Source organism: Microbacterium sp. ABR10, from assembly GCF_057812175.1.
Genome location: NZ_CM173821.1, coordinates 3,470,206 through 3,491,842, shown reverse-complemented (window position 1 = coordinate 3,491,842; position 21,637 = coordinate 3,470,206). Strand labels below are relative to the sequence as shown.

16 protein-coding genes and 1 pseudogene are annotated in these 21,637 nt (G+C 72.8%); 6 read left to right on the top strand and 11 right to left on the bottom strand.

The window, feature by feature from the left end; genetic code table 11:
* Positions 1 to 107 precede the first annotated feature (107 nt).
* The 3 genes from ACXKZF_RS16155 (at position 108) to ACXKZF_RS16145 (ending at position 3,656) form a co-directional block, all read left to right on the top strand.
* Complete coding sequence (locus tag ACXKZF_RS16155) at positions 108 to 1,238, top strand: thiamine pyrophosphate-dependent dehydrogenase E1 component subunit alpha (protein WP_488984898.1); 1,131 nt, start codon at positions 108 to 110, stop codon at positions 1,236 to 1,238.
* Positions 1,235 to 2,212, top strand: a complete 978-nt coding sequence (locus ACXKZF_RS16150) for an alpha-ketoacid dehydrogenase subunit beta (RefSeq protein WP_488984897.1) — start codon at positions 1,235 to 1,237, stop codon at positions 2,210 to 2,212. The genes ACXKZF_RS16155 and ACXKZF_RS16150 overlap by 4 nt, the downstream gene beginning before the upstream one ends.
* Positions 2,213 to 2,291: 79 nt before the next feature.
* Positions 2,292 to 3,656 (top strand): dihydrolipoamide acetyltransferase family protein, encoded by a 1,365-nt coding sequence (locus ACXKZF_RS16145; protein WP_488984896.1) that lies wholly within the window; start codon positions 2,292 to 2,294, stop codon positions 3,654 to 3,656.
* Between the two features lie 25 nt (positions 3,657 to 3,681).
* Here the strand turns inward: ACXKZF_RS16145 and ACXKZF_RS16140 are convergent, their stop codons facing one another.
* From ACXKZF_RS16140 to ACXKZF_RS16125, 4 genes and pseudogenes are all read right to left on the bottom strand, one after another.
* Complete coding sequence (locus ACXKZF_RS16140) at positions 3,682 to 4,383, bottom strand: gamma-glutamyl-gamma-aminobutyrate hydrolase family protein (RefSeq protein WP_488984895.1); 702 nt, start codon at positions 4,381 to 4,383, stop codon at positions 3,682 to 3,684.
* A 56-nt stretch (positions 4,384 to 4,439) separates the two neighbouring features.
* Positions 4,440 to 5,465, bottom strand: a complete 1,026-nt coding sequence (locus tag ACXKZF_RS16135; protein WP_488986017.1) for an agmatine deiminase family protein — start codon at positions 5,463 to 5,465, stop codon at positions 4,440 to 4,442.
* A 36-nt stretch (positions 5,466 to 5,501) separates the two neighbouring features.
* Positions 5,502 to 8,360, bottom strand: a complete 2,859-nt coding sequence (locus ACXKZF_RS16130) for an aminotransferase (RefSeq protein ID WP_488984894.1) — start codon at positions 8,358 to 8,360, stop codon at positions 5,502 to 5,504.
* A 374-nt stretch (positions 8,361 to 8,734) separates the two neighbouring features.
* A pseudogene (locus ACXKZF_RS16125) lies at positions 8,735 to 10,408 on the bottom strand (amidase); the annotation flags it as partial.
* Between ACXKZF_RS16125 and ACXKZF_RS16120 the strand changes: the two are divergent.
* Positions 10,407 to 11,117 (top strand): TetR/AcrR family transcriptional regulator, encoded by a 711-nt coding sequence (locus ACXKZF_RS16120; protein ID WP_488986016.1) that lies wholly within the window; start codon positions 10,407 to 10,409, stop codon positions 11,115 to 11,117. The pseudogene ACXKZF_RS16125 and the gene ACXKZF_RS16120 sit on opposite strands and share 2 nt — an antisense overlap.
* 63 nt (positions 11,118 to 11,180) lie before the next feature.
* Here ACXKZF_RS16120 and ACXKZF_RS16115 read toward each other — a convergent pair whose 3' ends face one another.
* On the bottom strand, positions 11,181 to 11,564 hold the full coding sequence (locus tag ACXKZF_RS16115; protein WP_488984893.1) for a hypothetical protein: 384 nt from the start codon (positions 11,562 to 11,564) through the stop codon (positions 11,181 to 11,183).
* A gap of 126 nt (positions 11,565 to 11,690) precedes the next feature.
* Between ACXKZF_RS16115 and ACXKZF_RS16110 the strand changes: the two genes are divergently transcribed.
* Both ACXKZF_RS16110 and ACXKZF_RS16105 read left to right on the top strand, forming a co-directional pair.
* Positions 11,691 to 13,187, top strand: a complete 1,497-nt coding sequence (locus ACXKZF_RS16110) for a sensor histidine kinase (RefSeq protein WP_488984892.1) — start codon at positions 11,691 to 11,693, stop codon at positions 13,185 to 13,187.
* Between the two features lies 1 nt (position 13,188).
* Positions 13,189 to 13,845, top strand: coding sequence for a response regulator transcription factor (locus ACXKZF_RS16105; RefSeq protein ID WP_055952383.1), 657 nt, complete (start codon positions 13,189 to 13,191; stop codon positions 13,843 to 13,845).
* Between the two features lie 54 nt (positions 13,846 to 13,899).
* On the opposite strand, the gene ACXKZF_RS16100 is transcribed toward ACXKZF_RS16105, so the two are convergent.
* The 6 genes from ACXKZF_RS16100 to ACXKZF_RS16075 are packed head-to-tail and all read right to left on the bottom strand — an operon-like array spanning position 13,900 to position 21,357.
* Positions 13,900 to 14,922, bottom strand: coding sequence for a hypothetical protein (locus ACXKZF_RS16100; RefSeq protein WP_488984891.1), 1,023 nt, complete (start codon positions 14,920 to 14,922; stop codon positions 13,900 to 13,902).
* Positions 14,919 to 16,004, bottom strand: a complete 1,086-nt coding sequence (locus ACXKZF_RS16095; protein ID WP_488984890.1) for a phosphotransferase family protein — start codon at positions 16,002 to 16,004, stop codon at positions 14,919 to 14,921. The genes ACXKZF_RS16100 and ACXKZF_RS16095 overlap by 4 nt, the downstream gene beginning before the upstream one ends.
* On the bottom strand, positions 16,001 to 17,830 hold the full coding sequence (locus ACXKZF_RS16090; protein ID WP_488984889.1) for an ABC transporter ATP-binding protein: 1,830 nt from the start codon (positions 17,828 to 17,830) through the stop codon (positions 16,001 to 16,003). The genes ACXKZF_RS16095 and ACXKZF_RS16090 overlap by 4 nt, the downstream gene beginning before the upstream one ends.
* Entirely contained in the window at positions 17,827 to 18,963 is a 1,137-nt protein-coding gene (locus ACXKZF_RS16085) for a glycosyltransferase family 4 protein (protein ID WP_488986015.1), read from the bottom strand. The genes ACXKZF_RS16090 and ACXKZF_RS16085 overlap by 4 nt, the downstream gene beginning before the upstream one ends.
* The gene (locus ACXKZF_RS16080) at positions 18,963 to 20,192 is read right to left on the bottom strand and encodes a glycosyltransferase (protein ID WP_488984888.1); all 1,230 of its coding nucleotides are present in this window, start codon (positions 20,190 to 20,192) and stop codon (positions 18,963 to 18,965) included. The genes ACXKZF_RS16085 and ACXKZF_RS16080 overlap by 1 nt, the downstream gene beginning before the upstream one ends.
* On the bottom strand, positions 20,182 to 21,357 hold the full coding sequence (locus ACXKZF_RS16075) for a glycosyltransferase family protein (RefSeq protein WP_488984887.1): 1,176 nt from the start codon (positions 21,355 to 21,357) through the stop codon (positions 20,182 to 20,184). The genes ACXKZF_RS16080 and ACXKZF_RS16075 overlap by 11 nt, the downstream gene beginning before the upstream one ends.
* Between the last annotated feature and the right edge of the window lie 280 nt (positions 21,358 to 21,637).

Genomic DNA, 21,637 nt, shown 5'->3' with positions numbered 1-21,637 from the left:
GGCGCGGCATCCGGCGGCATCCGTTTGTCTGACGTCGACGGCGGATTCCGTCATCCGTTGTGCACCTCATGCGGTCGTGAGCATGGGTCGGGCGTTAGCGTGGGGGAATGACCCCGCTCGACGATCCCGCTCTCGTGCGCGTTCTGGCAGCCGACGGCACGCTGGCGCCCACGCCCGCGGCCGAGCGCTACCTGCCGCTCATCGACGCCCTGACCGACGCCGAACTCGAGACGTTCTATCGCGACATGGTCTCGATCCGCGCGTTCGACGTGCAGGCGACCAACCTGCAGCGGCAGGGACAGCTCGCCCTGTGGCCCCCGTCGTTCGGGCAGGAGGCCGCACAGGTGGGCTCGGCCCGCGCCGCCCGCGCACAGGACCACATCTTCCCCTCGTACCGCGAGCACGTGGTCACCCGCATCCGCGGCGTCGACCCGATCGACATCATCCGGCTCATGCGCGGACTCACCCACGGCGGGTGGGACCCGACCGATCCGAAGAACGGCAACACGCACATCTACACCCTCGTGCTCGGCGCGCAGACCCTGCACGCCACGGGCCTCGGCATGGGGCTCGTCTTCGACGGCAAGGCGGGATCGGGTGACCCCGAGAGCGACGAAGCCGTGATGGTCTACTACGGCGACGGCGCCTCCAGCCAGGGCGACGTGCACGAGGCGATGGTGTTCGCCGCGAGCTTCCAGACGCCGCAGGTGTTCTTCCTGCAGAACAACCAGTGGGCCATCTCCGTCCCGGTCGCGACGCAATCGCGCTCGCCGCTGTACAAGCGCGGTGAGGGCTACGGCATCCCGAGCCTGCAGGTCGACGGAAACGACGTGCTCGCCAGCTACGCCGTGACGAAGACCGCCCTCGACGAGGCGCGTGCCGGAGGCGGCCCCCGCGCGATCGAGGCGATGACGTACCGCATGGGCGCGCACACCACGAGCGACGACCCCACGAAGTACCGCACCTCCGACGAAGAGAAGGCATGGGCCGGGCGCGACCCCATCGCCCGCATGCGCACCTACCTCGAGGGACGAGGGGCACCGCAGCAGTTCTTCGACGACGCGGATGCCGAGGGCGCCGCCCTCGCTGACGACGTGCGCGTGCGCACGAACGAGCTGGGCACGATCCCGCGCGGCCACATGTTCGAGAGCGTCTACTCCGAGGCGCACGCGCTCATCCAGGAGGAGCAGCGCTGGCTCGACGACTACGAGACGTCGATGGACGGAGGCGCCCAGTGACCGAGAACCTTCCGATCAGCCGGGCTCTGAACGCCGGGCTCCGCCGCGCGCTCGAGACGAACGACCGCGTGCTGCTCATGGGCGAGGACATCGGCCCGCTCGGCGGTGTGTTCCGCGTGACCGAGGGTCTGCAGAAGGACTTCGGCAAGCGCCGCGTCATCGACTCCCCGCTGGCGGAGTCGGGCATCGTCGGCACCGCGATCGGTCTCGCGATGGGCGGGTTCCGCCCCGTGCTCGAGATCCAGTTCGACGGGTTCGTCTTCCCCGCGTTCGACCAGATCACCTCGCAGCTGGCGAAGCTCACGAACCGCCACGAGGGCGCCCTGCAGATGCCCGTCGTCATCCGCATCCCCTACGGCGGGCACATCGGCGCGGTCGAGCACCACCAGGAGAGCCCCGAGGCGTACTTCACGCACACCCCGGGTCTGCGCGTGGTCAGCCCCTCGAACGCCAACGACGCGTACTGGATGATCCAGCAGGCGATCGACTCGCCCGACCCGGTCGTCTTCTTCGAGCCCAAGGCGAAGTACTGGCAGAAGGGCGAGGTCGACACGTCGGCGCCGGCCCTGCCGCTGCACGCCAGCCGCGTCGTGCGCCGCGGCACCGACGTGTCGCTCGTCGGTCACGGCGCGATGGTGACGACGCTGCTGCAGGCGGCCGCGCTCGCCGAGAGCGAGGGCACGAGCTGCGAGGTCATCGACCTGCGGTCGCTGTCGCCGGTCGACTACGGCCCGCTGCTCGACTCGGTGCGCCGCACCGGCCGCATGGTCTACGCGCAGGAGGCACCGGGCTTCACCTCGCTCGGCTCCGAGATCGCCGCGACCGTCATGGAGAAGGCGTTCTTCGCGCTCGAGGCTCCCGTGCTGCGCGTCTCGGGCTTCGACGTGCCCTTCCCGCCCGCGAAGCTCGAGGGCACCTACCTGCCCGACGCCGACCGCATCCTCGAGGCCGTCGACCGGTCTCTCGCCTACTGACCCGCACCCCTCCGCCTCGCCCGAGCATTCCGTCGCGGCGACCCCGGTGACAAGCTGGCTTCCGAGCAAAGGACACACCGTGACCGATCAGACGTTCGTTCTCCCCGATGTCGGCGAAGGCCTCACCGAGGCCGAAATCGTGCAGTGGCGCGTCGCCCCCGGTGACACCGTCGCCGTCAACGACGTGATCGTCGAGATCGAGACGGCCAAGTCGCTCGTCGAGTTGCCCTCGCCGTACTCGGGCACGGTCGGCGAGCTGCTGGCATCCGAGGGTGCGACCGTCGAGGTCGGGTCGCCCATCATCACGATCGGCTCAGCGGATGCCGCGCCCCCGGCGCCCTCGGCTCCGACCACGGTCCCCGAGCCCAGCGACCCGGGCGGCGCCGTGCTCGTCGGCTACGGCACGGGAGGCGCGGTGTCGTCGCGGCGCCGCACCCTTCGACAGGCTCAGGGACCGTCCATCGAGCGTCCGGTGGCGGCATCCGTCGGCGTGGTCGCCAAACCCCCGATCCGAAAGCTCGCGCGCGATCTCGGCGTCGAGCTGTCGGCGGTGACGCCGAGCGGCACCGCCGGTGAGGTCACCCGCGACGACGTGGTGAAGCACGCCGAGCAGGCCAGCGTCTTCCGCAACATCGAGACGCCCGCGTGGGGCGACGTGCGCGAGGAGACGATCGAGGTCTCCGCTCCCGCAGCGCCCGCGCCGACGGCATCCGCTCCCGCTCCCGCAGCTCAGTCCGCCGACGCCCGCGAGGAGTCCATTCCCGTCCGGGGCGTCCGCAAAGCCACCGCCAACGCGATGACCTCGAGCGCGTACTCGGCCCCGCACGTCTCGGTGTGGGTCGACGTCGACGCCTCGCGCACCATGGAGCTCGTCAAGCGCCTCAAGGCCTCGGCCGACTTCGCCGACGTGAAGATCTCGCCGCTGCTGATCATGGCCCGCGCCGTGATCTGGGCCCTGCGCCGCACGCCCATGATCAACGCCGCCTGGGTGGACACCGAAGACGGCGCGCAGATCAGCGTGCGCCACTACGTCAACCTCGGTATCGCCGCCGCAACCCCGCGCGGCCTGCTCGTGCCGAACATCAAGGACGCACAGGGCATGAACACGCGCGAGCTGGCAAAGGCCCTCGAGCACCTCACCCTCACCGCCCGCGAGGGCAAGACGAGCCTGGCCGACCAGTCCGGCGGCACGTTCACGATCACCAACATCGGCGTGTTCGGAGTGGATGCCGGCACCCCGATCATCAACCCGGGCGAGGCCGGCATCATCGCCCTCGGCGCGATCCGGCAGAAGCCGTGGGTCGTCGACGGCGAGGTGCGCCCCCGCTGGGTCACGACGGTCTCGGGTTCGTTCGATCACCGCGTGGTCGACGGCGACGGGATCTCGCGGTTCATCGCCGATGTGGCATCCGTGCTGGAGGAGCCGGCGCTGCTGCTCGACTGAGCGCGGGCGGCTTCGCGCGGTCGGGTTATGCGACTCGCTCGGGTGCGCCCGCGGCGAGCAGTGACGTCATCACGGGAGTGAGCTGACGGGCGGCCGACCGCGGGTGCTCGAGGTGCCACTGGTACGCCCAGACCGGCAGGTCGCGGTGCCGCACGGCCTCGATGGTGCCGTCGGTTGCGCGAGCCGTGGCATCCAGGCCCTCTCCGAGGCGGTCGACCGACTGATGGTGGCTGCAGAGGAGGTCGCCGGCGGTCGAGACCGGGTCGGGCCGGTCGAAGCGGACCTCGGTTGCGACGAAGGGGTCGCCCTCAGAACGGCGGTGTCCGGGGATGTCCTGGTGGAGGGTGCCGCCGAGGGCGACGTTGACGAGCTGCATGCCGCGGCAGATGCCGAGCAGGGGACGACCGGCGGCGACCGTGTCGCGGATCACGGCGAGCTGCGCCTCATCGGCGGCCGGGTCGTAGGGCGTCGCGTGCGGCCGGAGGTCGGAGGAGCCGTAGGCGCGCGGCTCGACGTCTTCACCGCCGAGGATGACGACGACATCGGAGCGGCGGGCGGCGTCGAGGAGCGTCGCGAGCGGCCGTTCGGCTGCGGGGTGGAGCGCCACCGTCCATCCGGCGTCGCGGAGGGCCGTGACGGCTCCGCCGTTGAGGTCGTCGAGGAGCGCCTGGTAGCGCGGGGCGTTCGGGCGGGTGTCGCGGATGTTGAACAGGGCGGCTGACGGCATGCGAATCCTTGGGAGAAGCGAGAACTTCAGGATGCCAGGGGTGCGCGACGGAGACGTTACGCGGATGCGAGCTTCGGCTGCTGCTGGGTGATGCAGTGGATGCCGCCCCCTCGGTCGAAGATGGGGCGGGCGTCGACCGTCACGACGCGGCGGCCGGGGTAGGCGTCGGCCACGATCTCGCGAGCCCGCGCGTCGGCCGCGTCATCGCCGAACCCGCACAGCACGACCCCGTCGTTGGTGACGAGGTGGTTGATGTAACTCCAGTCGAGCCACCCCTCGTCGTCGCGCAGGGCGGTCGGGGCCGGGATGCCGGTGAGGGTGACGTGGCGGCCGCGCGCGGCGAAGGCCTCCTCGAGCTCGCGACGCACGAGTCGTGAGACCTCGAAGTCGGGGTGGGTGGCATCCGTCTGCTCGTGGATGAGGACGTGCTCGGGCGAGGCGAAGGTGGCCACGATGTCGACGTGCCCGTTGGTGCCGAGGTCGTCGTAGTCGCGGGTCAGGCCGCGCGAGAGCCAGATGGCATCCGTCGCTCCGATCGTGCGGGCCATCTCGGCCTCGACGCGGGAGCGGTCGGCGAAGGGGTTGCGACGCGGGTCGAGCTGCACGGTCTCGGTGAGCAGCACGGTGCCGGTGCCGTCGACGTGGAGGCCGCCGCCCTCGGCGACGAGGAGCGAGTCGATGAGCTCGGCCCCCAGGTGCTCGGCGACGAGGCGGGCGATGCCGGCCGATTTCTGCCACTCGGCCCAGTCGGGGGCGCCCCACCCGTTGAAGATCCAGTCGACGGCACCGAGGACCGCCGGGCGGTCGGGATCGACGACGAAGGTCGGGCCCACGTCGCGCATCCAGAACTCATCGAGCGGGGCTTCGACGATCTCGATCGCGGAGTCGAGCATGCGCCGGGCGCGGGTCATCTCGGTGGGGTCGACGACCATCGTCACCGGCTCGAACTCCTGCACCGCGTGAGCCACGTCGGTCCACGCCCGGTAGCCCTGTTCGCGGTTCTCCGCTCCCTCGCCGAGGGTGATGCCCTCGCGCGGGAACGCCATCCAGGTGCGTTCGTGCGGGTGGGATTCTGCGGGCATGCGCCACATGGCGTGCTCCTTTCGGGGTCGGGCGGGTCAGTAGCCGGTGGTGAGGACGCGATCGAGCGCGTCGACGAAGACGTCGACCGAGGCGCGCGTGACGACCAGCGGCGGCTTGATCTTCAGGACGTTCTGGTGGTCGCCGGTCGGCTGCATGATGACGCCGAGCTCGAGCAGGCGGTCGCAGATCGCCGCGGTCTCGGCGGTCGCGGGCTCGAGCGTCTCGCGATCGCGGACGAATTCGACGCCGAGGTACAGGCCCGAACCGTGCACGGTGCCGATGAGCTCGTGCCTCTCGCCCAGCTCTTCGAGACGCTTCTTGAGGTGGCCGCCGACGACGCGCGCGTTCTCTTGCAGGCCCTCCTGCTCGATGACGTCGAGCACGGCCATGCCGACGGCGGCGGAGACCGGGGAGCCGCCGGTCGAGGAGAAGAAGTACCCGCCGGTGCGGTACCGGTCGGCGATCTCGCGTCGGGTGATGACGGCGCCGAGCGGGTGTCCGCCGCCGATCGACTTGGCGACGGCCACGATGTCGGGCACCGCCCCCTGCTGCTGGAAGCCCCAGAACCACTCGCCCAGCCGGCCGTACCCGACCTGCACCTCGTCGGCGATCGCGAGACCGCCGTGGCGGCGGATCGCGGCGTACACCTCGGTGAGGTAGCCGTCGGGCAGCGCCACCCCGCCGGCGTTGCCGAAGTACGTCTCGGCGATCATGCCCGCAGGCGGCCGACCGGATGCCGCGAGCTCGTCGATCACCGCGACCGCTTCGGGTGCGTAGTGCACGGCATCCGCCCCCCGGTGGGTCCCGCGGTAGGAGTTGGCGGCGTCCACGGTGTGGACCCAGTCGGGCCGGGTGGCGAGGGCGTTCGGGTTGTCGGCGATGGATGTCGACACCGCATCGCTGGCGTAGGTCCAGCCGTGGTACGCCTCGCGCATCGCGACGATGTCGGGGCGGCCGGTCGCGGCCATCGCGAGACGGATGGCGAGGTCGGTGGCCTCGGACCCCGAGTTGACGAAGAACACCGTGTCGAAGCCCTCGGGGAGGGTCGCCGCGACCCGGTCGGCGTAGTCGGTGATCGCGCGATAGTGGAAGCGCGAGTTCGTGTTCAGCAGGTGCATCTGCCGCGAGCCCGCCTCGACCACGTGCGGGTGGGCGTGGCCGACCGAGGCGACGTTGTTCACCATGTCGAGGTACACGCGGCCGTTCACGTCGATCAGGTGCTCTCGCCACCCGCGCTCGATGCGCGGGGGAGCGGCGTAGTAGTGCTCCTGCACCTCGGCGAGCACCTCGTGGCGGCGCGCGAGCACGTCGTCGACGACCGGGGCGGCGGCGGGAGCGCCGATCGCGACGCCGGGGTCTCCGGCCGTCTCGCGCCAGGCAGCGGCGAGGGCGGGCGTGGTGCGCACCGGCGGGGTCGACCGGTCGATCCCGCGTCGCAGGACAAGGCGCGTGCGCGCGGGCAGGACCGGGGATGCCGGGTCGGTCACGCCCGTGATCGTCACCGTCTCGCGGCCCGAGGTCCAGACGAGATCGTCGCCGTCGCGTCGCGTGTCGCCGGGGGCGAGGGGAGTCGGCTGCGCGAGCCAGACCGTCACGCCGGTCGGCACCGAGTCGGGAGTCGAGGGCAGGGGGTCGCTCGTGCCGGTGAGCTGGGCGCGCCAGGCCGGAACCGTCACGATCGCCGCTCCCGCGTCGAGGGCGTCGAGGGCGGCCACGTCGAGGGTTCCGGCGTCGAGCCAGGCGCCGGCGTCGTTCAGCGGCGACTCGGTCGTCGCGTCGAGCTCGACGTGGGGGCCCGCCGGCAGCAGCGGGGCGGCGGTCCACGCGGGCTTGTTCGCGGGCGGGCGGCCGAGCGCGGCTCGCGTGGCCGCGGTGATGACGGGAAGAGGGACGGATGCCGCCTGCACGAGGATGCGGAACTCCCGATCGAGCGCGACGGCGGCGTAGTCGTTCGCGTCGTCGAGACGCACCTGGGCGCGACCGCTCAGCACCAGCACGGCGCCGCGAAGAACGACGAGGGGCCAGAGCGCCGTGATCTCGCCGTCGTCGAGGTCGCGGAGGCGATCGAAGGCGCGGATGGCGGGCAGCGCCGTCTCGGGCGAGGCGCCGTCGTGGTGCAGCACCGATGACACGGTCGTGGCGATCTCGCCGACGCGCCACGAGGAGCACACGTCGCCGAAATCGATGACGGCGTCGGGGACGAGCGCCCCGTCGGCGCGCAGCACGTTGTCGTCGGTGACGTCGAAGTGCCCGGCCTGGACCGGCAGGGCGTCCTGCACCGGTGCGAGGGCGGCGCGGGCGGCGTCGGCGGCGCGCCGCACGATCGCGCGCACCTCGGCATCCGGTTCGTCGGGGAGGAGGGTGTCGATGACGCGACCCGCGTGGCGCAGATCCCACTGCAGCACGCGGCCGCTCGCGGGATGGACGAAGTCGGCGAGCGACAGGCTCACCGCACCGGAGAGCGCGCCCATCGCCTCGACCACCGCGGGGGAGAGGTATCCCGATCCCATGAGCGTGGAGCCCGAGATGTTCTCGATCACGCGGGCGTGGATGCGCCCCTGCGATGAGTCCCACCACGCCGACATCGCCCCGAGGGGCCCCTCCACGAGCTTCGGGATGCGCACGTGGGGGCTGCGCGCGGCGACCGTGGCCGCGGCGGCATCCTGCATCTCGATCTCGGCCTCGCTGAACACCGGGTTGCTCAGCTTGAGCACGCCGAGGGGCTCGGTCGAGCCGCGGGGGAATACGCGGAAGTTCTGGTCCTGCTGACTTCCGAGCCCGCGCAGCTCGACCTCGACGCCGAACGCCTCGGCGAACAGGCGCCGCACCTCGTCGTCGCTGAGGGTGGGGGTGGGCAGATCGACCTGCGTGAAGTAGTCGAAGACCTCGGTCATGGCTGTTCCTCGGGACTCGGGTGTCAGAGGGGGGAGGCGGCGGTGGTGGCGAGGTCTCCGGCCACGGCGCCCTGGTCGTCGCGGACGACCACCACGACCAGGGGTCCGTAGGGGGCGGTCCACGGACTCGCCGGGGTCGCGTGATCCGCGGTCGGGACGCGAGAGGCGCCCCGCAGAAGACCGCCGTCGAGATGCGTCTCGACGCGCGCGCCGTCGACGTACGCGGCGCCGTCGCGCGCAAATCCGCCGGTGACGCTCGCGCGGAACCGCACCACGGTCTGGTCGCCCTCCACCTCGGTCTCGACGGTGTCGATGCTCACGCGGAGCGCCGTGTCGCCGACCGGTCGCGCGGTCGTGAACACCGTCTCGTCCGGCAGCGCCGGCGTTCGCGGCGGCGTCGTGCGGCGCTCACCGAGAGCGGCCACGGCCGAGCCCAGCCGCACGAGCCGGGTGTCGCTGTACGCGGGACCGGCGATGGTCAGGCCCACCGGCATCCCGGTGTCATCCATCGTGCCCATCGGCACGGTGACGGTGGGGATGCCGAGGTGGCGCGGCACGAGGTTGCCGTTGGATACCCACACGCCGTTGCGCCACGCGATGTCGGCTGCGTCGGGGTTCACGTCGGCGTCGGCGGGGCCCACGTCGGACTGCGTCGGGAAGATCACGGCGTCGAAGCCGGCGGCATCCATCCACTCCTCGAAGTCGACGCGGCGCGTGTGCTCGAGGCCGCGCAGGCCCTCTTCGAGGCTCGCCACCTCGCGCCAGTCGGGCTCCCACTCCGTCGCCCGGCGCACGTAGTCGCCGATGTCGTACGAGATGTCGTAGTGCCAGATGCCGTAGCGGTCGGGGAGGGCGCCCGGGGGGTGCGGGAAGATCAGTGCGGCGTCGACGTCGGCGAGGCGGTTCAGGGCCGGGTCGTCGTTGTGGCGGAGGAAGGCGTCCATCGCCCAGACGGCCAGGTCGCCCACCTCGTCGTCGAGGAAGCGCCGGGTGACGAACCCGCGGTCGAGGAAGTCCTCGTCACCGGGGTGGAGCTTCTCGTAGCGGTCCACGACGGGGAAGTCGGTCTCGACCACCTCCGCCCCGGCGGCTTCGAGGTCGGCGCGCAGGTCTTCCCACAGCTTCATGACGCTGTCGCGCGTGACGATGGGCGAGGCGCTGCCGGGGTCGCCATTGACGTAGATGCGCGGTACGGCCAGGCGGAGCCCCGCGAGCGGCAGCGGTTCGAGCGCTACGAAGGACTCGGGCCGTACCTCGGAGGGGCGCGGCAGGGAGATGTACGGCTGCGTCCGCCACAGGTCGCCGGTGGTGTCGGGGTCGTCGGCCACGACGGCATCCAGCACGTGCTGCAGATCGGCGACCGACCGGGTGTGCGGCACGACGACGTCCATCGTGGGGACCAGCGGCCAGTTGCCGCGGACCGAGATGACCCCGCGCGAGGGGGTGTAGGCGACGAGAGCGTTGTGCGAGGCGGGGGCGCGGCCCGACGACCAGGTCTCTTCGCCGAGTCCGAAGGCGGCGAAGCTGGCCGCCGTGGCGGTGCCCGAGCCGTTCGAGGAGCCCGAGCCGAAGGCCGACGAGAGATAGTCGCCGTTGTAGGGCGACTCGGCGCGGCCGTAGACGCCGCGCTGCATGCCGCCGGCGGCCATCGGCGGCATGTTCGTCAGGCCCAGGAGCACCGCTCCGGCCGCGCGCAGCCGTTCCACCGCGAAGGCGTCGTCCTGCGCGATGAGATCGCGGAAGGCGGGGGATCCGGATGCCACGGGCAGCCCCTGGGCCCGGTAGCTGTCCTTGGCGGTGAAGGGGATGCCGTCGAGCGGGCCGCGCGCTTCACCGCGGGCGCGGCGCGCGTCGGAGGCGCGGGCGTCGTCGAAGGCGCGGGGGTTCAACACCGGCACGGCGTTGAGGCGGATGCCGGCTCGGTCGTAGGCCGCGATGCGGTTGAGGTAGCGCGCGACGAGCTCGACGCTGGTGACGGTTCCGGAGTCGAGGGCGGCGCTCAGGGCGGAGACGTCGGCGTCGACGACGGTGAAGGCCTCGGAGGTCATGGCGGTAAACATACACCGTTTGTTTTGTGTGTGCGAGAGTGGATCTCGGAGTCCGCACGTAGGCTCGCACCGACCCGGGGAGGCCGCCATCGTCAGACCGCACACGCCGCTGCTGAGCCGCGATCTCATCGCGCGGACGGCCCTCGCGCTGGTCGACCGGCACGGACCCGACGGCGCCAGCGTGCGCCGCGTCGCCGCCCGCCTCGGGGTCAACCCCGCGTCGCTGTACAACCACGTCCCCAACCGCGCGGCGATGATCGAGGACGTCCGGGCGCTCGTCTCGGCGCACATCGACTCGAAGCCGCTCAGAGAGCTGCCCTGGGAAGAGGCCCTGCGTGCCTGGGGGCGGTCGTACCGGCGGGCGTTCGCCCGTCACGCGCGCGTGGTGCCCCTCCTGATGACGGAGCGCGCCTCGGCGCCCGTCCTCCTCGCCCAGTACGAGGATTTCGCCGCGGCCGCCGAAGCCGCCGGCTGGACGCTGCGCGACGTCATCCCGTTGCTGACCGCGTTCGAATCGTTCATCCTCGGCAGCGTCCTCGACATGTCGGGACCCTCCGTCGTGTTCGACCCCACGGGACAGGAAGAGGTGTTCCCGCGCTTCTCCGCCGCCTTCGAGACGCTCGCCGAGGAAGACCCCGCCGACCCGGTGGCCACGCGGGCCTTCGAGCTCGGTCTCGACATGCTGATCGCTTCCGCCCGGCCCCGCTGATGACGCGGCCGGGCCGATCCCCGCCGTGCGCACGCCGGCGCGCGGTGCGGACGGTGCGGACGGTCAGTCGTCGTCGCCGTCGTCGTACCCGTCGTCGTCGACGTCGTCATCCGTGTCATCGTCGTCGTCATCGACGGGAGAGACCGGGACCGGGGCCGGAGGGTCGACCGGCTGCGGCGCGGGCGGTGCGACCGGCTGCGGGTCCGTGGGGGCCGCGGGTTGCTCCGGGGCCGGAGTCGCCTGCTCGGTGGAGACAGCCGACGGGTCGACGACGGGCGTCGGCGACGGCGTGGCCGCAGCGGGTCCGCCGGTGAGCGTGCCGCCCGGGAGGACGCGCTCGGTCGCGGTGCGCGGCTCGAAGGCGGTGGCGACGGCGGCGGTCGCCCCGATGGCGCCGAAGGCGGCGACGGCGATGAGGGCGGTGCCGATCCAAGCGCGACGAGACATTCGAGGACTCCATCCGTGGTGAGGTGATTCGAGTCTGTCGTCCGCCGGTAAGGGCGTGGGAAGACGATCGTGAGAGCCTTCTTATTTCGACGGGTCGGGGGTCGCCGCCCCGGCATACTGAAGCGCATGGGAACGGCGCCCGCCTCTGCAACGGGCGGCGGGTGGACCGTTCGAACGCGCATCGTCGTGGTCATCACCGTGGTCGCCGCGATCGGACTGATGTCGGTCGGCGCCGCCGTCTACCTGGTGGAGCGCACACGCATCCTGGCCGACGTCGACACCCGCCTGGAGGCGGCGCTGGAGTCGGCCCGCGCGCTGGTCGCAGCGGGGAACGGGGAGACCGCGTGGGCGTCGTCGACCGCGGCGCTGGAGGCCACGGTCACGCGCATCAGCCCCGACGACAACACCGGTGCCCTCGGCGTGATCGACGGCGTCGCCGCCTTCATCCCCGGGGTACCGCTCGACGTCGACCTGCAGTCCGCGCCCGGCTTCGTGCCGTACGTCACCGCGGTGGCCCAGGGCGACCCCGTGATCGGCACCTATGCCGAAGAGGGGGTCGCCTGGCGGTACCTCGCCGCTCCGATCGCGGTCGAGGGGTCGGCGCCCCCGTCTCCGGTGATGTTCATCACGGCCTACGACCTCGAGGGCGAGCTCGCCGAGATCGACGACGCCGCCCGCGTCTACCTCGTGGCCGCCGGGATCGCGCTCGTCGTGATCGCGGCGAGTGCGGGCCTGGTGGCCGCACGGCTGCTCCAACCCCTGCGCCGCATGCGTGAGACGGCAGCACGGGTGTCGGCGCGTTCGCTCGCGGAACGGCTGCCTGTCGAGGGAAACGACGACGTCAGCGCGCTCGCCGCGACGATGAATGACATGCTCGACCGCCTCGACAGCGCGCTCGGCGCGCAGCGCACGCTCCTCAGCGATGTCGGGCACGAGTTGAAGACCCCGGTGACCATCGTGAGCGGTCACCTCGACGTGATGGACGCGAGCGATCCCGCCGACGTGCGAGCCACCCGCGAGCTCGTGCTCGACGAGCTGGGGCGGATGGGACGCCTGATCCAGGACCTCACCCAGGAGGCCGCCCTGCGCGGACCGAGCCCGCTCCGCCCGCAGGCGACCGACATGACGGCGCTCGTCGAGCAGGTCGTCGTCAAGGTGCGCGGGATCGAGGGGGCGTCGGTGCGGCGGGGACCGGTCGCTCCGATCCACGCGGTCGTCGACCGAGCGCGGATCACCCAGGCCCTGCTGCAACTGGCGCAGAACGGCGTCAGCCACGGCGGGGGCGACCTCGTGCTGGGGATCCGCTCACGCGGGGAGACGATGGAGCTCTTCGTGCGGGATCACGGCCCCGGGGTCCCCGTCGACGAGCGAGAGCGCGTCTTCGAGCGCTTCCACCGCGGAGCGGCCGACGACGGCCGCGGCGGCAGTGGCCTCGGCCTCAACATCGTCGCCGCCATCGCCCAGAACCACGGTGGTGCCGCCACCGTGCGGGATCCGGCGACGGGACCGGGGGCCGAGTTCGTGCTCACGATCCCGATCGTCGCCGAGATGCCGACCGATTCCGTTCCCCCGCGACCGCCGCTGCCCCGCGGCATCCCCGCACATGATCGCCCGGAGGGCTGACGTGGCATCCATCCTCATCGTCGACGACGAAACCCGCATCTCCTCCTTCATCGAGAAGGGTCTGCGCTCGGCGGGGTACGCGACGCGCGTCACCGGTGACGGCCGCGAGGCCCTCGGACTCGCCCTCTCGGGGGAGTTCGACCTCGTCGTGCTCGACGTCAACCTGCCCGGGATGACGGGGTTCGAGGTGCTGGAGCAGCTTCGCGGTTCGGGCTCCGCCGTGCCCGTCATCATGCTGACCGCGCGCGTCGAACTCGAAGACACCGTCGCTGGTCTCGAGGGCGGAGCCGACGACTACCTCGGCAAGCCGTTCCGGTTCGACGAGCTGGTGGCCCGCATCCGGCTCCGCATCCGTCGGGAGCCGACGGCGAAGGGCCTGGAACTGCAGCACCGCGACATCGTGCTCGACGTGCGCCAGCGCACCGCCTCCGTCGCGGGCAGGGAGATCGTGCTGTCGGCGCGCGAGTTCGCGCTCGCCGAGGAACTCGTGCGTCACCCCGGCCAGGTGCTCAGCCGTGAGCAGCTGCTCAGCCGGGTGTGGGGCTTCGACTTCGACCCCGGATCGAACGTCGCCGATGTCTACATCGGCTACCTCCGCCAGAAGCTGGGCGCGGATCGCATCGAGACCGTGCGGGGCGCGGGGTATCGGCTGGTGTGAGGAGGGCGACGGGCCCTCGCGCGGCGCCGGCGCGCCGAGCGCCCGACCAGCCGTCTACCGGCCCGTCTCGGCGGCGCAGCGGATGAGCCACTGCGCGGCCCGCGCCCGCCACGCGGGCCGGTACAGGTAGACCGCCCCGAGGCGCAGACGCGTGGATGCCTCGTACGCGGCGATCCGCGCCGGGTCGACGCGCGAGCGGGCGGCGACCCGGCCGATCGCCTCGAGCGCCCCGACCGCGCGCGCCGGCGACAGGCGCCCCTGCCCCCGTCGCCAGGCCACGTGGGCGCGCAGGTTCGCGAGGTCGAGGGCGGGTTCGGCGCGGGCGGCGGTGTCGAGGTCGATCAGGCCGGCGCGGTGCCCGTCCCACAGCACCTGCTTGTCGTGCAGGTCGCGGTGGGCGGGAGCCGAGGCATCGCCGGCGTCGACCGTGAGGGCCTCGGCCGCGCGGTCGAACGCTGCCGCGACAGCCGGCTCGACACCGGCTCGGACCGCGTGATCGCGCCACCGGAGCAGGATCTCGGCTTCGGCGGCCGCGGTGTGCACGGTGGTGTCGGCCGCGACCGGCGCCGCCAGCACACGTTCCCAGCCGCGGGCCCACCCGTCCCACGCCGCGTGCACCACGGCATCCGGAGCCCCGGGGTCGGCACCGAGGTCGTGCAGGGTCCGGCCGTCCACGCGCGTGAGGTGCACGCAGCCCGCCGGATCGAGGAGTGTGACGTCGGGGGTGACGAACCCTCCGCGGAAGGATTCGGCGCGGTCGTGTGCCCGCGTGATCGCGGCGAGCGAGTCGCTGCGGACGACCTTGACGTAGCCCGATCCGTCGTGGGCGCGCAGCACGACGCGGCGTCCCCGCCGCCACGAGACGGTCGTGCCGGTCGACCAGGCGCGTGCGAGGGCCGGCAGGTGTTTGTCCCGACCGTCGGCGAGCAGCTCCACCCGATCGTCCCGCAGACGTCCGGCGCGCAGACGCCCGTCAGCGTCGACGACCTCGAGGTCGCAGCCGTTCGACGACGGCCACGCCCGGCGGACGCGCCAGCGTCCGTGCTCGTCGCGCACCTCGCGCGGGGGAAGCATCACCGCAGGTCCTCCGCCCGCTCCAGGCGCGCAGACACGGCCACGGGCCAATCGGGTCGCCACCGGCGGAAGGGCTCGATCGCCCGCTCCAGCGCGCACAGCGGCGTCCAGGCGCGCCACTCGCTCTCGGTCGCGACACCTCCCTCCGCCTGATAGGCGGCGAAGAGGGCGGTCGTCGTCGCGAGGTCGCCGGTGCGCAGGAACTCCTCGACGGCGAACCCGGCCAGATCGAGCGCCGGGTCGCCCGCCCCGAGACGGTCGAGGTCGATCAGCCGCACCCGCCCGTCGCGACCGCGCAGCACCTGGTCGGCGCTGAAGTCCCCGTGCACGATGGTCCGCCGATGCGCCGAGGGAACACGCCGCGCGATCTCGTCGGCGCGTCGGGCGGTCTCGGGGAGCGCGATGCGCAGGGCCAGGGCGGCGCTGCGGGCGCGGGCGGCGGGTGTCTCGCCGGCCTCGATGCCGACGAGCGGCGCCGCGTGCAGGCGGGCCAGGGCCCTGCCCGCGGCCGCGGCGTGCGCCGGTGAGGGAGACGAGGCGAGGTCTCCGTCGCCCCAGGATGCCGTGGCCCAGGTGTGGGCGGCGACCAGACGGGAAGGAAGGGTGGGCACACCCGCGCGCCGAAGGAGTTCGGCGTTGCGCAGGGCGGCATCCGCGCGTCCGGGGGCCGTCTTGGCGTACTCGCCGCCGGTGCGCACGACCAGCCGACGCCCGGGGTTGTGCCGCACGATCTCGGCCTGACGCCACGACGGCTCGTGCCGCTCGGCATCCCTTACGGCTCGGGTGAGCACGCGGTCGCTGCGCGCCGGCCCGCCGGCCGACCAGGGCACGCCTGGAAGGGCTCGCACGGCGGGGTCTCGTCGCTCGGCCGAGCCCGGCTTGTCGGGCCCCGCCCACGCCCCCGCCCAGAACGCGCCCTTCGACGTGGTGTACGCGAGGAGCAGGCTCGTCCCCGGCTTGTACCGCAGGTGACGCACCTCGGCGGGTGCCCCGACGGCGTCGGACAGGGATGCCGGATCCAGCAGGGTGCTCAGCCCGGGGACGCCCGGGTCTCGCGCGATCAGCGCGCGCACGGTCGGAGTCATCGCCGGCCCCCCGTCGTCGCGACGGCATCCTCGTCGTCGGCGCGTCGCATCCAGGCGTGCACGCGCGAGTCGGCGCGGTCGGTGAGCTCGTGCGGCGCTCCGTCTTCGACGATGCGTCCGTCTTCCAGCCACAGCACGCGGTCGGCCGACAGCGCCTGGGTCACATCGTGGGTGATCGACAGGGTCGTGCGTCCCTTCGTCAGCGCCTGCAGCGACGCGCCGACCTGGCCGCGTGCGTGCGGGTCGAGCCCGGTCGTGGCTTCGTCGAGCACGATGACCGGACTGTCGCGCAGCAGCGCGCGGGCGATCGCGATCCGCTGACGCTGCCCGCCCGAAAGGGTGCCGCCGCGCGCGCCGAGGACGGTGTCGTAGCCGTCGGGGAGGGCGGTGACGAAGTCGTGCGCGAACGCGCGGCGCGCCGCGTCTTCGACCTCGGCGTCGGTGGCATCCAGGCGGCCGTACCGGATGTTCTCGCGGACGGACGTGGCGAACAGGATGGACTCCTGCAGCAGCAGCGACACCGAGGAGCGGACGCTCGCGATCGTGGCGCGCGAGACGTCGATGCCGTCCAGCCGCACCCGACCGGAGCGGGGATCCGCCGCGCGCACGAGGAGGCCGGCCAGGGTGGATTTGCCCGCACCCGACGGACCCAGCAGACACACGTGCTGACCCGCGGGGATGTGCAGGGTCAGGTCCCGGAAGACCGTGCTGCCGCGTCCGTCGTCGACCGCGACCGCCTCGAAGGCGACGTCGCCGCGAAGCGGGGGCAGGGGGGCGGCGTCGGGGCCGTCGGCGATCTCGACGGGCTCCGCCAGCAGGTCGGCGACGCGTTCGCCGGATGCCGCGGCCCGCGCGATGCGGCCGGTGTACTTCGCGAGGTCTTTCAACGGGCGCATGGCGAGTTTGAGGTAGGCGACGAAGACGACGAGGTCGCCGGGGGTCATGCTGCCCGACAGCACCTGCCACCCGCCGCCGAGGAGCACCGCCGCGGTGGCGAACCCGACGATGACGTCGGTGCGTCGCTCCAGCCCGGCCGCAAGGCGGCGCGCGCGCACACCCTGCGTCAGGGCCCGGTCGTTCCCGTCGGCGAAGGCGCCGGCCAGGCGGCGCTCCAGACCGTACGCCTGCACGACGCGGATGGCGCCCAGGGCCTCGGACGCCGTGTCGGCGAGGGCACCCTCGCCCTTCCGCGTCGTGCGCGATGCGTCGGTGATGCGGGTGGAGCTCCGCCTCGACGACACCGCGTACAGCGCGGCGGCGATCACCACGACGAGGGTGAGGAGGGGGTCCATGAACGACATGACGACGACGAGGACGACGAGGGTCATGATGTTCCCGACCAGGGGCAGCCCCGCCGTGACGGCGACCTCCTGCAGCCGGCCGATGTCGCTCACGAGCCGCTGCACGACGTCGCCCGACGACGCGGTCGAGTGGTAGCGGGCCGACAGCGACTGCACGTGCGCGAATGCGCGGGCGCGCAGCTCGGTCGCCACGCGCGACCCGACCAGGGCGAAGGCGACCGTGCTCGCGTACGCCGCCACCGCCCGTAGGGCGATGAGCCCCAGCAGCAGGGTCGCGCACGCGACGAGCAGCCCGAGGCTCGCCTGCGGGATTCCCGCCGCCGCCCCCGTCGATGCGCCCAGGCTCACCGACACCGAGTCGACGACGAACTTCAACGGCCACGGCTCGAGCACGCGGAAGACCACGTCGGCCAGCAGCGCCACCATGCCCAGCACGATCAGCGACGCCTTGCCGCGCAGGTGCGGTCGGACGATGGCGAGGCTCCGCCGCAGGGCGCGGGGGGAGGCGGTCTTCTGACGCTTCACGACGCCACCGCCGTCGGCACGCCGCCCAGGATGCCCGTGAGGACTCCGCCCCATCCGTGCTCGGCGACCGCCTGCTGGCGGGCCTGATCGGCCATCCGCCGACAGAGCGCGGTGTCATCGACGAGCGTCTGCAGGGCGTCGGCCAGCGCGCGGGCATCACCCGGGGTGGTCAGCAGCCCCGAGAGCCCGTGCCGGACGAGGGAGGGTACCTGGCCCACCCGGCTGCCCACGACGGGGAGCCCGGCGGCGAGGTACTCCGAGACCTTCAAGGGCGAGAAGTAGTCGTCAGCGGCGCGGTACGGCGCAACGCCGATGTCGAGGCGTTGCAGCACCGCCGGCACGTCCTCCGGGGCCACGGCGCCGGTGAACTCGGCATCCACTCCCTCGCTCTTCGCCTGCGCCTCCAGTTCCGCGCGCTGCGGACCGTCGCCGACGATGAGCAGCCGCGCCCGTCGCCCCCGCCGCGCGAGTTCGGCCATGGCATCCACCAGCACGTCCACCCCGTGCCAGGGCTTGAGCGTGCCGACGAACCCGACGGTGGGCGGTACGTCGTCGGCCCGCCGCACGAGCGGCGGACGCACGCGGTCGGTGTTCACGCCGTTCGGGGCCACCAGCGGGCGCGGGGCGCCGTGATCCCGCGCCCAGGCCGCCACCTGCTCGGAGACGCAGGCCGCCACGTCGGCGCGCTGCAGCGCGCGCCCGGCGATGGCGATCGCGGCCCGCTCGTCGATCAGCTCGCGGTGGCGGCGCTGCTCCTCCACCAGCGGGGCGTTGACCTCGAGCACGACCGGCACGCCGAGGGCGTCGGCGACGTCGGCACCACCGGCCGAGAAGAGCGAGAACCGTTCGTACACCAGGTCGCACCCGTCGGCCACGATGGCGGCGGAGAGAGCCTCGACGGCGTCGCGGATGCCGCGCTCGCGCTGCTCGGCCCCCGCTCCTCGCACGCGCTGGACGACGACGCGCACCTCGGCGAGGTCGGTGGGGACGTGATCGCCCAGCCGGGTGGCGTACACCGTCACGTCGTCGCCGCGGGAACGGAACGCCCGCACGATCTCCTGCACGTGCACGCTCGCGCCCTTCGTGCCGAAGACGGGCACGCCGGGGTCGGCGACGAGATAGGCCACACGCATCACGCCGCCTCCTTCCGGTCGGTCGCGGCGTTTGCCGCGGTGAGCTCGGCGAGCCGCTCGGCCTGCGCCGCGGCGTCGAACCGCTGATCGATGAGCTGCCGCGCGCGACGCGTGGTCGCCTCGACGGGGTAATCGGGCCGACTGATGCGGCGCAGCCCCGCGGTGAGCGAGTCCACATCGCCGGGCGTGCACAGCACGCCGGTGCGGCCGTCCTCGATGATCTCGGGGATGCCGGTGACCGCCGTCGACACGCACGGGATGCCGCTCGCCATGGCCTCCAGGAGCACGGTGGGCAGTCCGTCGGCATTGCCGTCGGCGCCGACCAGGCACGGGGCGGCGAACACGTCGGCCGCGCGGAGGCGCGCCGAGACCTCCCCCTGCGGCAGCGGACCGAGGAAGCGGATGGCCGGCGAGGCGGCCGCCTGTCTGCGCAGCGCGGTCGCGAGCTCGCCGTCGCCGACGATGTCGAGCGTGGCATCCACCCCCTCGGCTCGGAGGCGCCCGACCGCGTCGATCAGCACGCCGAAGCCCTTCTTCTCCACGAGCCGCCCGACCGCGAGCAGCCGCAGCGTCCCCGACCGCGGTGCGCGCTCCACGAACGGGAAGCGCTCGAGGTCGATGCCGTTGTAGACGCGCACGATGCGTCCCGCCGCGGGGAAGGTCTCGCGGAGGTGGCGGAGGTTGAAGTCGCTCACCGTCACCGTGAACGCGGCATCCGACAGCTTGCGCTCGAGGTCGGCCGGGTCGACCGAGGAGTGGAAGATGTCCTTCGCGTGGGCGGTGAACGAGTACGGGATGCCGGCGAGCAACGCCGCCAGCCGCGCCACGGTCGTCGCGGTCGAGGCGAAGTGCGCGTGGAGGTGGGTGATGCGCCGATCGATCGCCTGCCGGGCGACCTCGACGGCCTGCAGCGCGTCGTCGGCCTCCACGGCCAGCAGCTCCGGCAGATGGCGGGCGACGGCCCGGCCGAGGCGGGGGTCGGTCTGCGCGCGACGGAGGCCGTCCCATGCCGCCGACAGGCGACGCGGCACGGGGACGGCGCGCACGGGCGCCTGCACGCGCGCGAGTTCGGCGTGGAAGCGGGTGTCGTCGCTCGGGCGCAGCGCGAAGATCTCCAGGCGCTCGCCGCGCGCCTCGCGGGCGATGATCTCGGTGACGACGAACGTCTCGGAGAAGCGCGGGTACATCTTCACGACGTAGCCGATGAGGGGGGAGGCGTCAGATGGCATGAGCGGTGAGTCCTTCCGTCGGGGCGAGGAGCTGCGCCGAGAGGGTGGCGGCCATGGACAGGCCGTCGAGTTCGATGCCGGAACGGGCGCAGCGGGTCTGGTGGGTCCGGCGGAAGAAGGCGGCGATGGCCTCGCTGTCGAGGGGGCCGTCGCCGACCGTCTCGAACGCGCCGATGCGCTCCAGGGCGCGAGCACGGATGCGCTGCTCGTCGCGTCGGCCCGAGCGGGGCACGACGAGGGCGGGGGTCGAGGTGCTCATGACCTCGCACACCGTGTTGTAACCGCCCATCGTCAGGACCGCGGCGGCGCGCTCGAGCAGGCCCGGCAGGTCGGGCACGCTCCGCACCACGTCGGCGCCCGTCCGCGTCGCCGCCGCGCGCACCCGATCGCGGTCGGCATCCGACATCTGGGGGCCGGTGACGATGAGGTGGCGGTGCCCGGCGGGCAGGTCGGCGCCGGCCGCCGCGACGGCGGTGTGCACGCCGTCGGAGCCCCCACCGACCGTGGTCAGCACGAACGGACCGTCGACGGCGGGCGCCGGACGGCTCGGACGCCCGTGCGCGAGGTAGCCGGTGTAGCTGATGAGCGGCGCGAGCCCGGGGGGCGTCTCGCCGCTGAGCCGCAGGTCGTGCACGGCCGGATCGCCGTACACCCAGATCGCGTCGAAGTGCTCCCGCACGGCGCGGGCCCCGCCGAGCGTGCGGAACTCCGCCCGGGCGACCGCCGGGCGGTCGAGCACGTCGCGAAGACCCAGGACCGTCGTGCACGAGGGGTGGGTGGCGCGGAGGTCCCGCAGCGCGTTGCGCAGCTCGCCGTGCACGCCGAAGGGGTGGCGGTCCACCACGAAGAGGTCGGGTGCGAAGGCCCGCAGCACCCCGGCGATGACGCCCGCCCGCATCGCGGTGACCCGCTGGATGTCGGCCGCCAGGTGCCGGGATCGGTATCCCGTGTCGTCGACGGAGACGCTGGGTACCACCACCCAGTCCCACCCGGGCGGGGTCGGGAACGCCGTCGCGGAGGCCTGGCCCGTGATGAGGACCCCGGTGACGTCCTGCCCGACGATCCCGGGGACCGCTCGGGTGAGGGAATGGGCGAGGGCGAGGTTGCGCCTCACGTGTCCGAGCCCGACGGAGTCGTGCGACGACAGGGCGATCCGGTGAACCACAGCAGCCTCCTGGGGTGGTGGGCGCCCGTTGCGCCTCATCCGCGGGGTGTCCCGCGTCTCCCATGCTGGCCACGGCCTGTAAAGCGCGATTAAGCCCTCCACGAGAGGGTTCTTAGAAATGCGTTCCGCGTGCGGGGCGCGCGCCCCGTCCTACCGACGATCCGTCACCGGCGTCCAAGGCCGCTTCGGCCGAACCTCGCGCGACGGATCCCCGGATGCCGGTGCCCGAGGTGCCGCGATCATCGTCGAACGATGCCGTCCGGACGAATCCGTTACCTCG

Bases quoted from the DNA above. Each gene is read 5' to 3' on its own strand.
- ACXKZF_RS16130 (WP_488984894.1), bottom strand. From the start codon at position 8,360: ATGACCGAGGTCTTCGACTACTTCACGCAGGTCGATCTGCCCACCCCC.
- ACXKZF_RS16085 (WP_488986015.1), bottom strand. From the start codon at position 18,963: ATGCGTGTGGCCTATCTCGTCGCCGACCCCGGCGTGCCCGTCTTCGGC.
- ACXKZF_RS16120 (WP_488986016.1), top strand. From the start codon at position 10,407: ATGGCGGTAAACATACACCGTTTGTTTTGTGTGTGCGAGAGTGGATCT.
- ACXKZF_RS16155 (WP_488984898.1), top strand. From the start codon at position 108: ATGACCCCGCTCGACGATCCCGCTCTCGTGCGCGTTCTGGCAGCCGAC.
- ACXKZF_RS16140 (WP_488984895.1), bottom strand. From the start codon at position 4,383: ATGCCGTCAGCCGCCCTGTTCAACATCCGCGACACCCGCCCGAACGCC.
- ACXKZF_RS16080 (WP_488984888.1), bottom strand. From the start codon at position 20,192: ATGCCATCTGACGCCTCCCCCCTCATCGGCTACGTCGTGAAGATGTAC.
- ACXKZF_RS16110 (WP_488984892.1), top strand. From the start codon at position 11,691: ATGGGAACGGCGCCCGCCTCTGCAACGGGCGGCGGGTGGACCGTTCGA.
- ACXKZF_RS16115 (WP_488984893.1), bottom strand. From the start codon at position 11,564: ATGTCTCGTCGCGCTTGGATCGGCACCGCCCTCATCGCCGTCGCCGCC.
- ACXKZF_RS16095 (WP_488984890.1), bottom strand. From the start codon at position 16,004: ATGACTCCGACCGTGCGCGCGCTGATCGCGCGAGACCCGGGCGTCCCC.
- ACXKZF_RS16135 (WP_488986017.1), bottom strand. From the start codon at position 5,465: ATGCCCGCAGAATCCCACCCGCACGAACGCACCTGGATGGCGTTCCCG.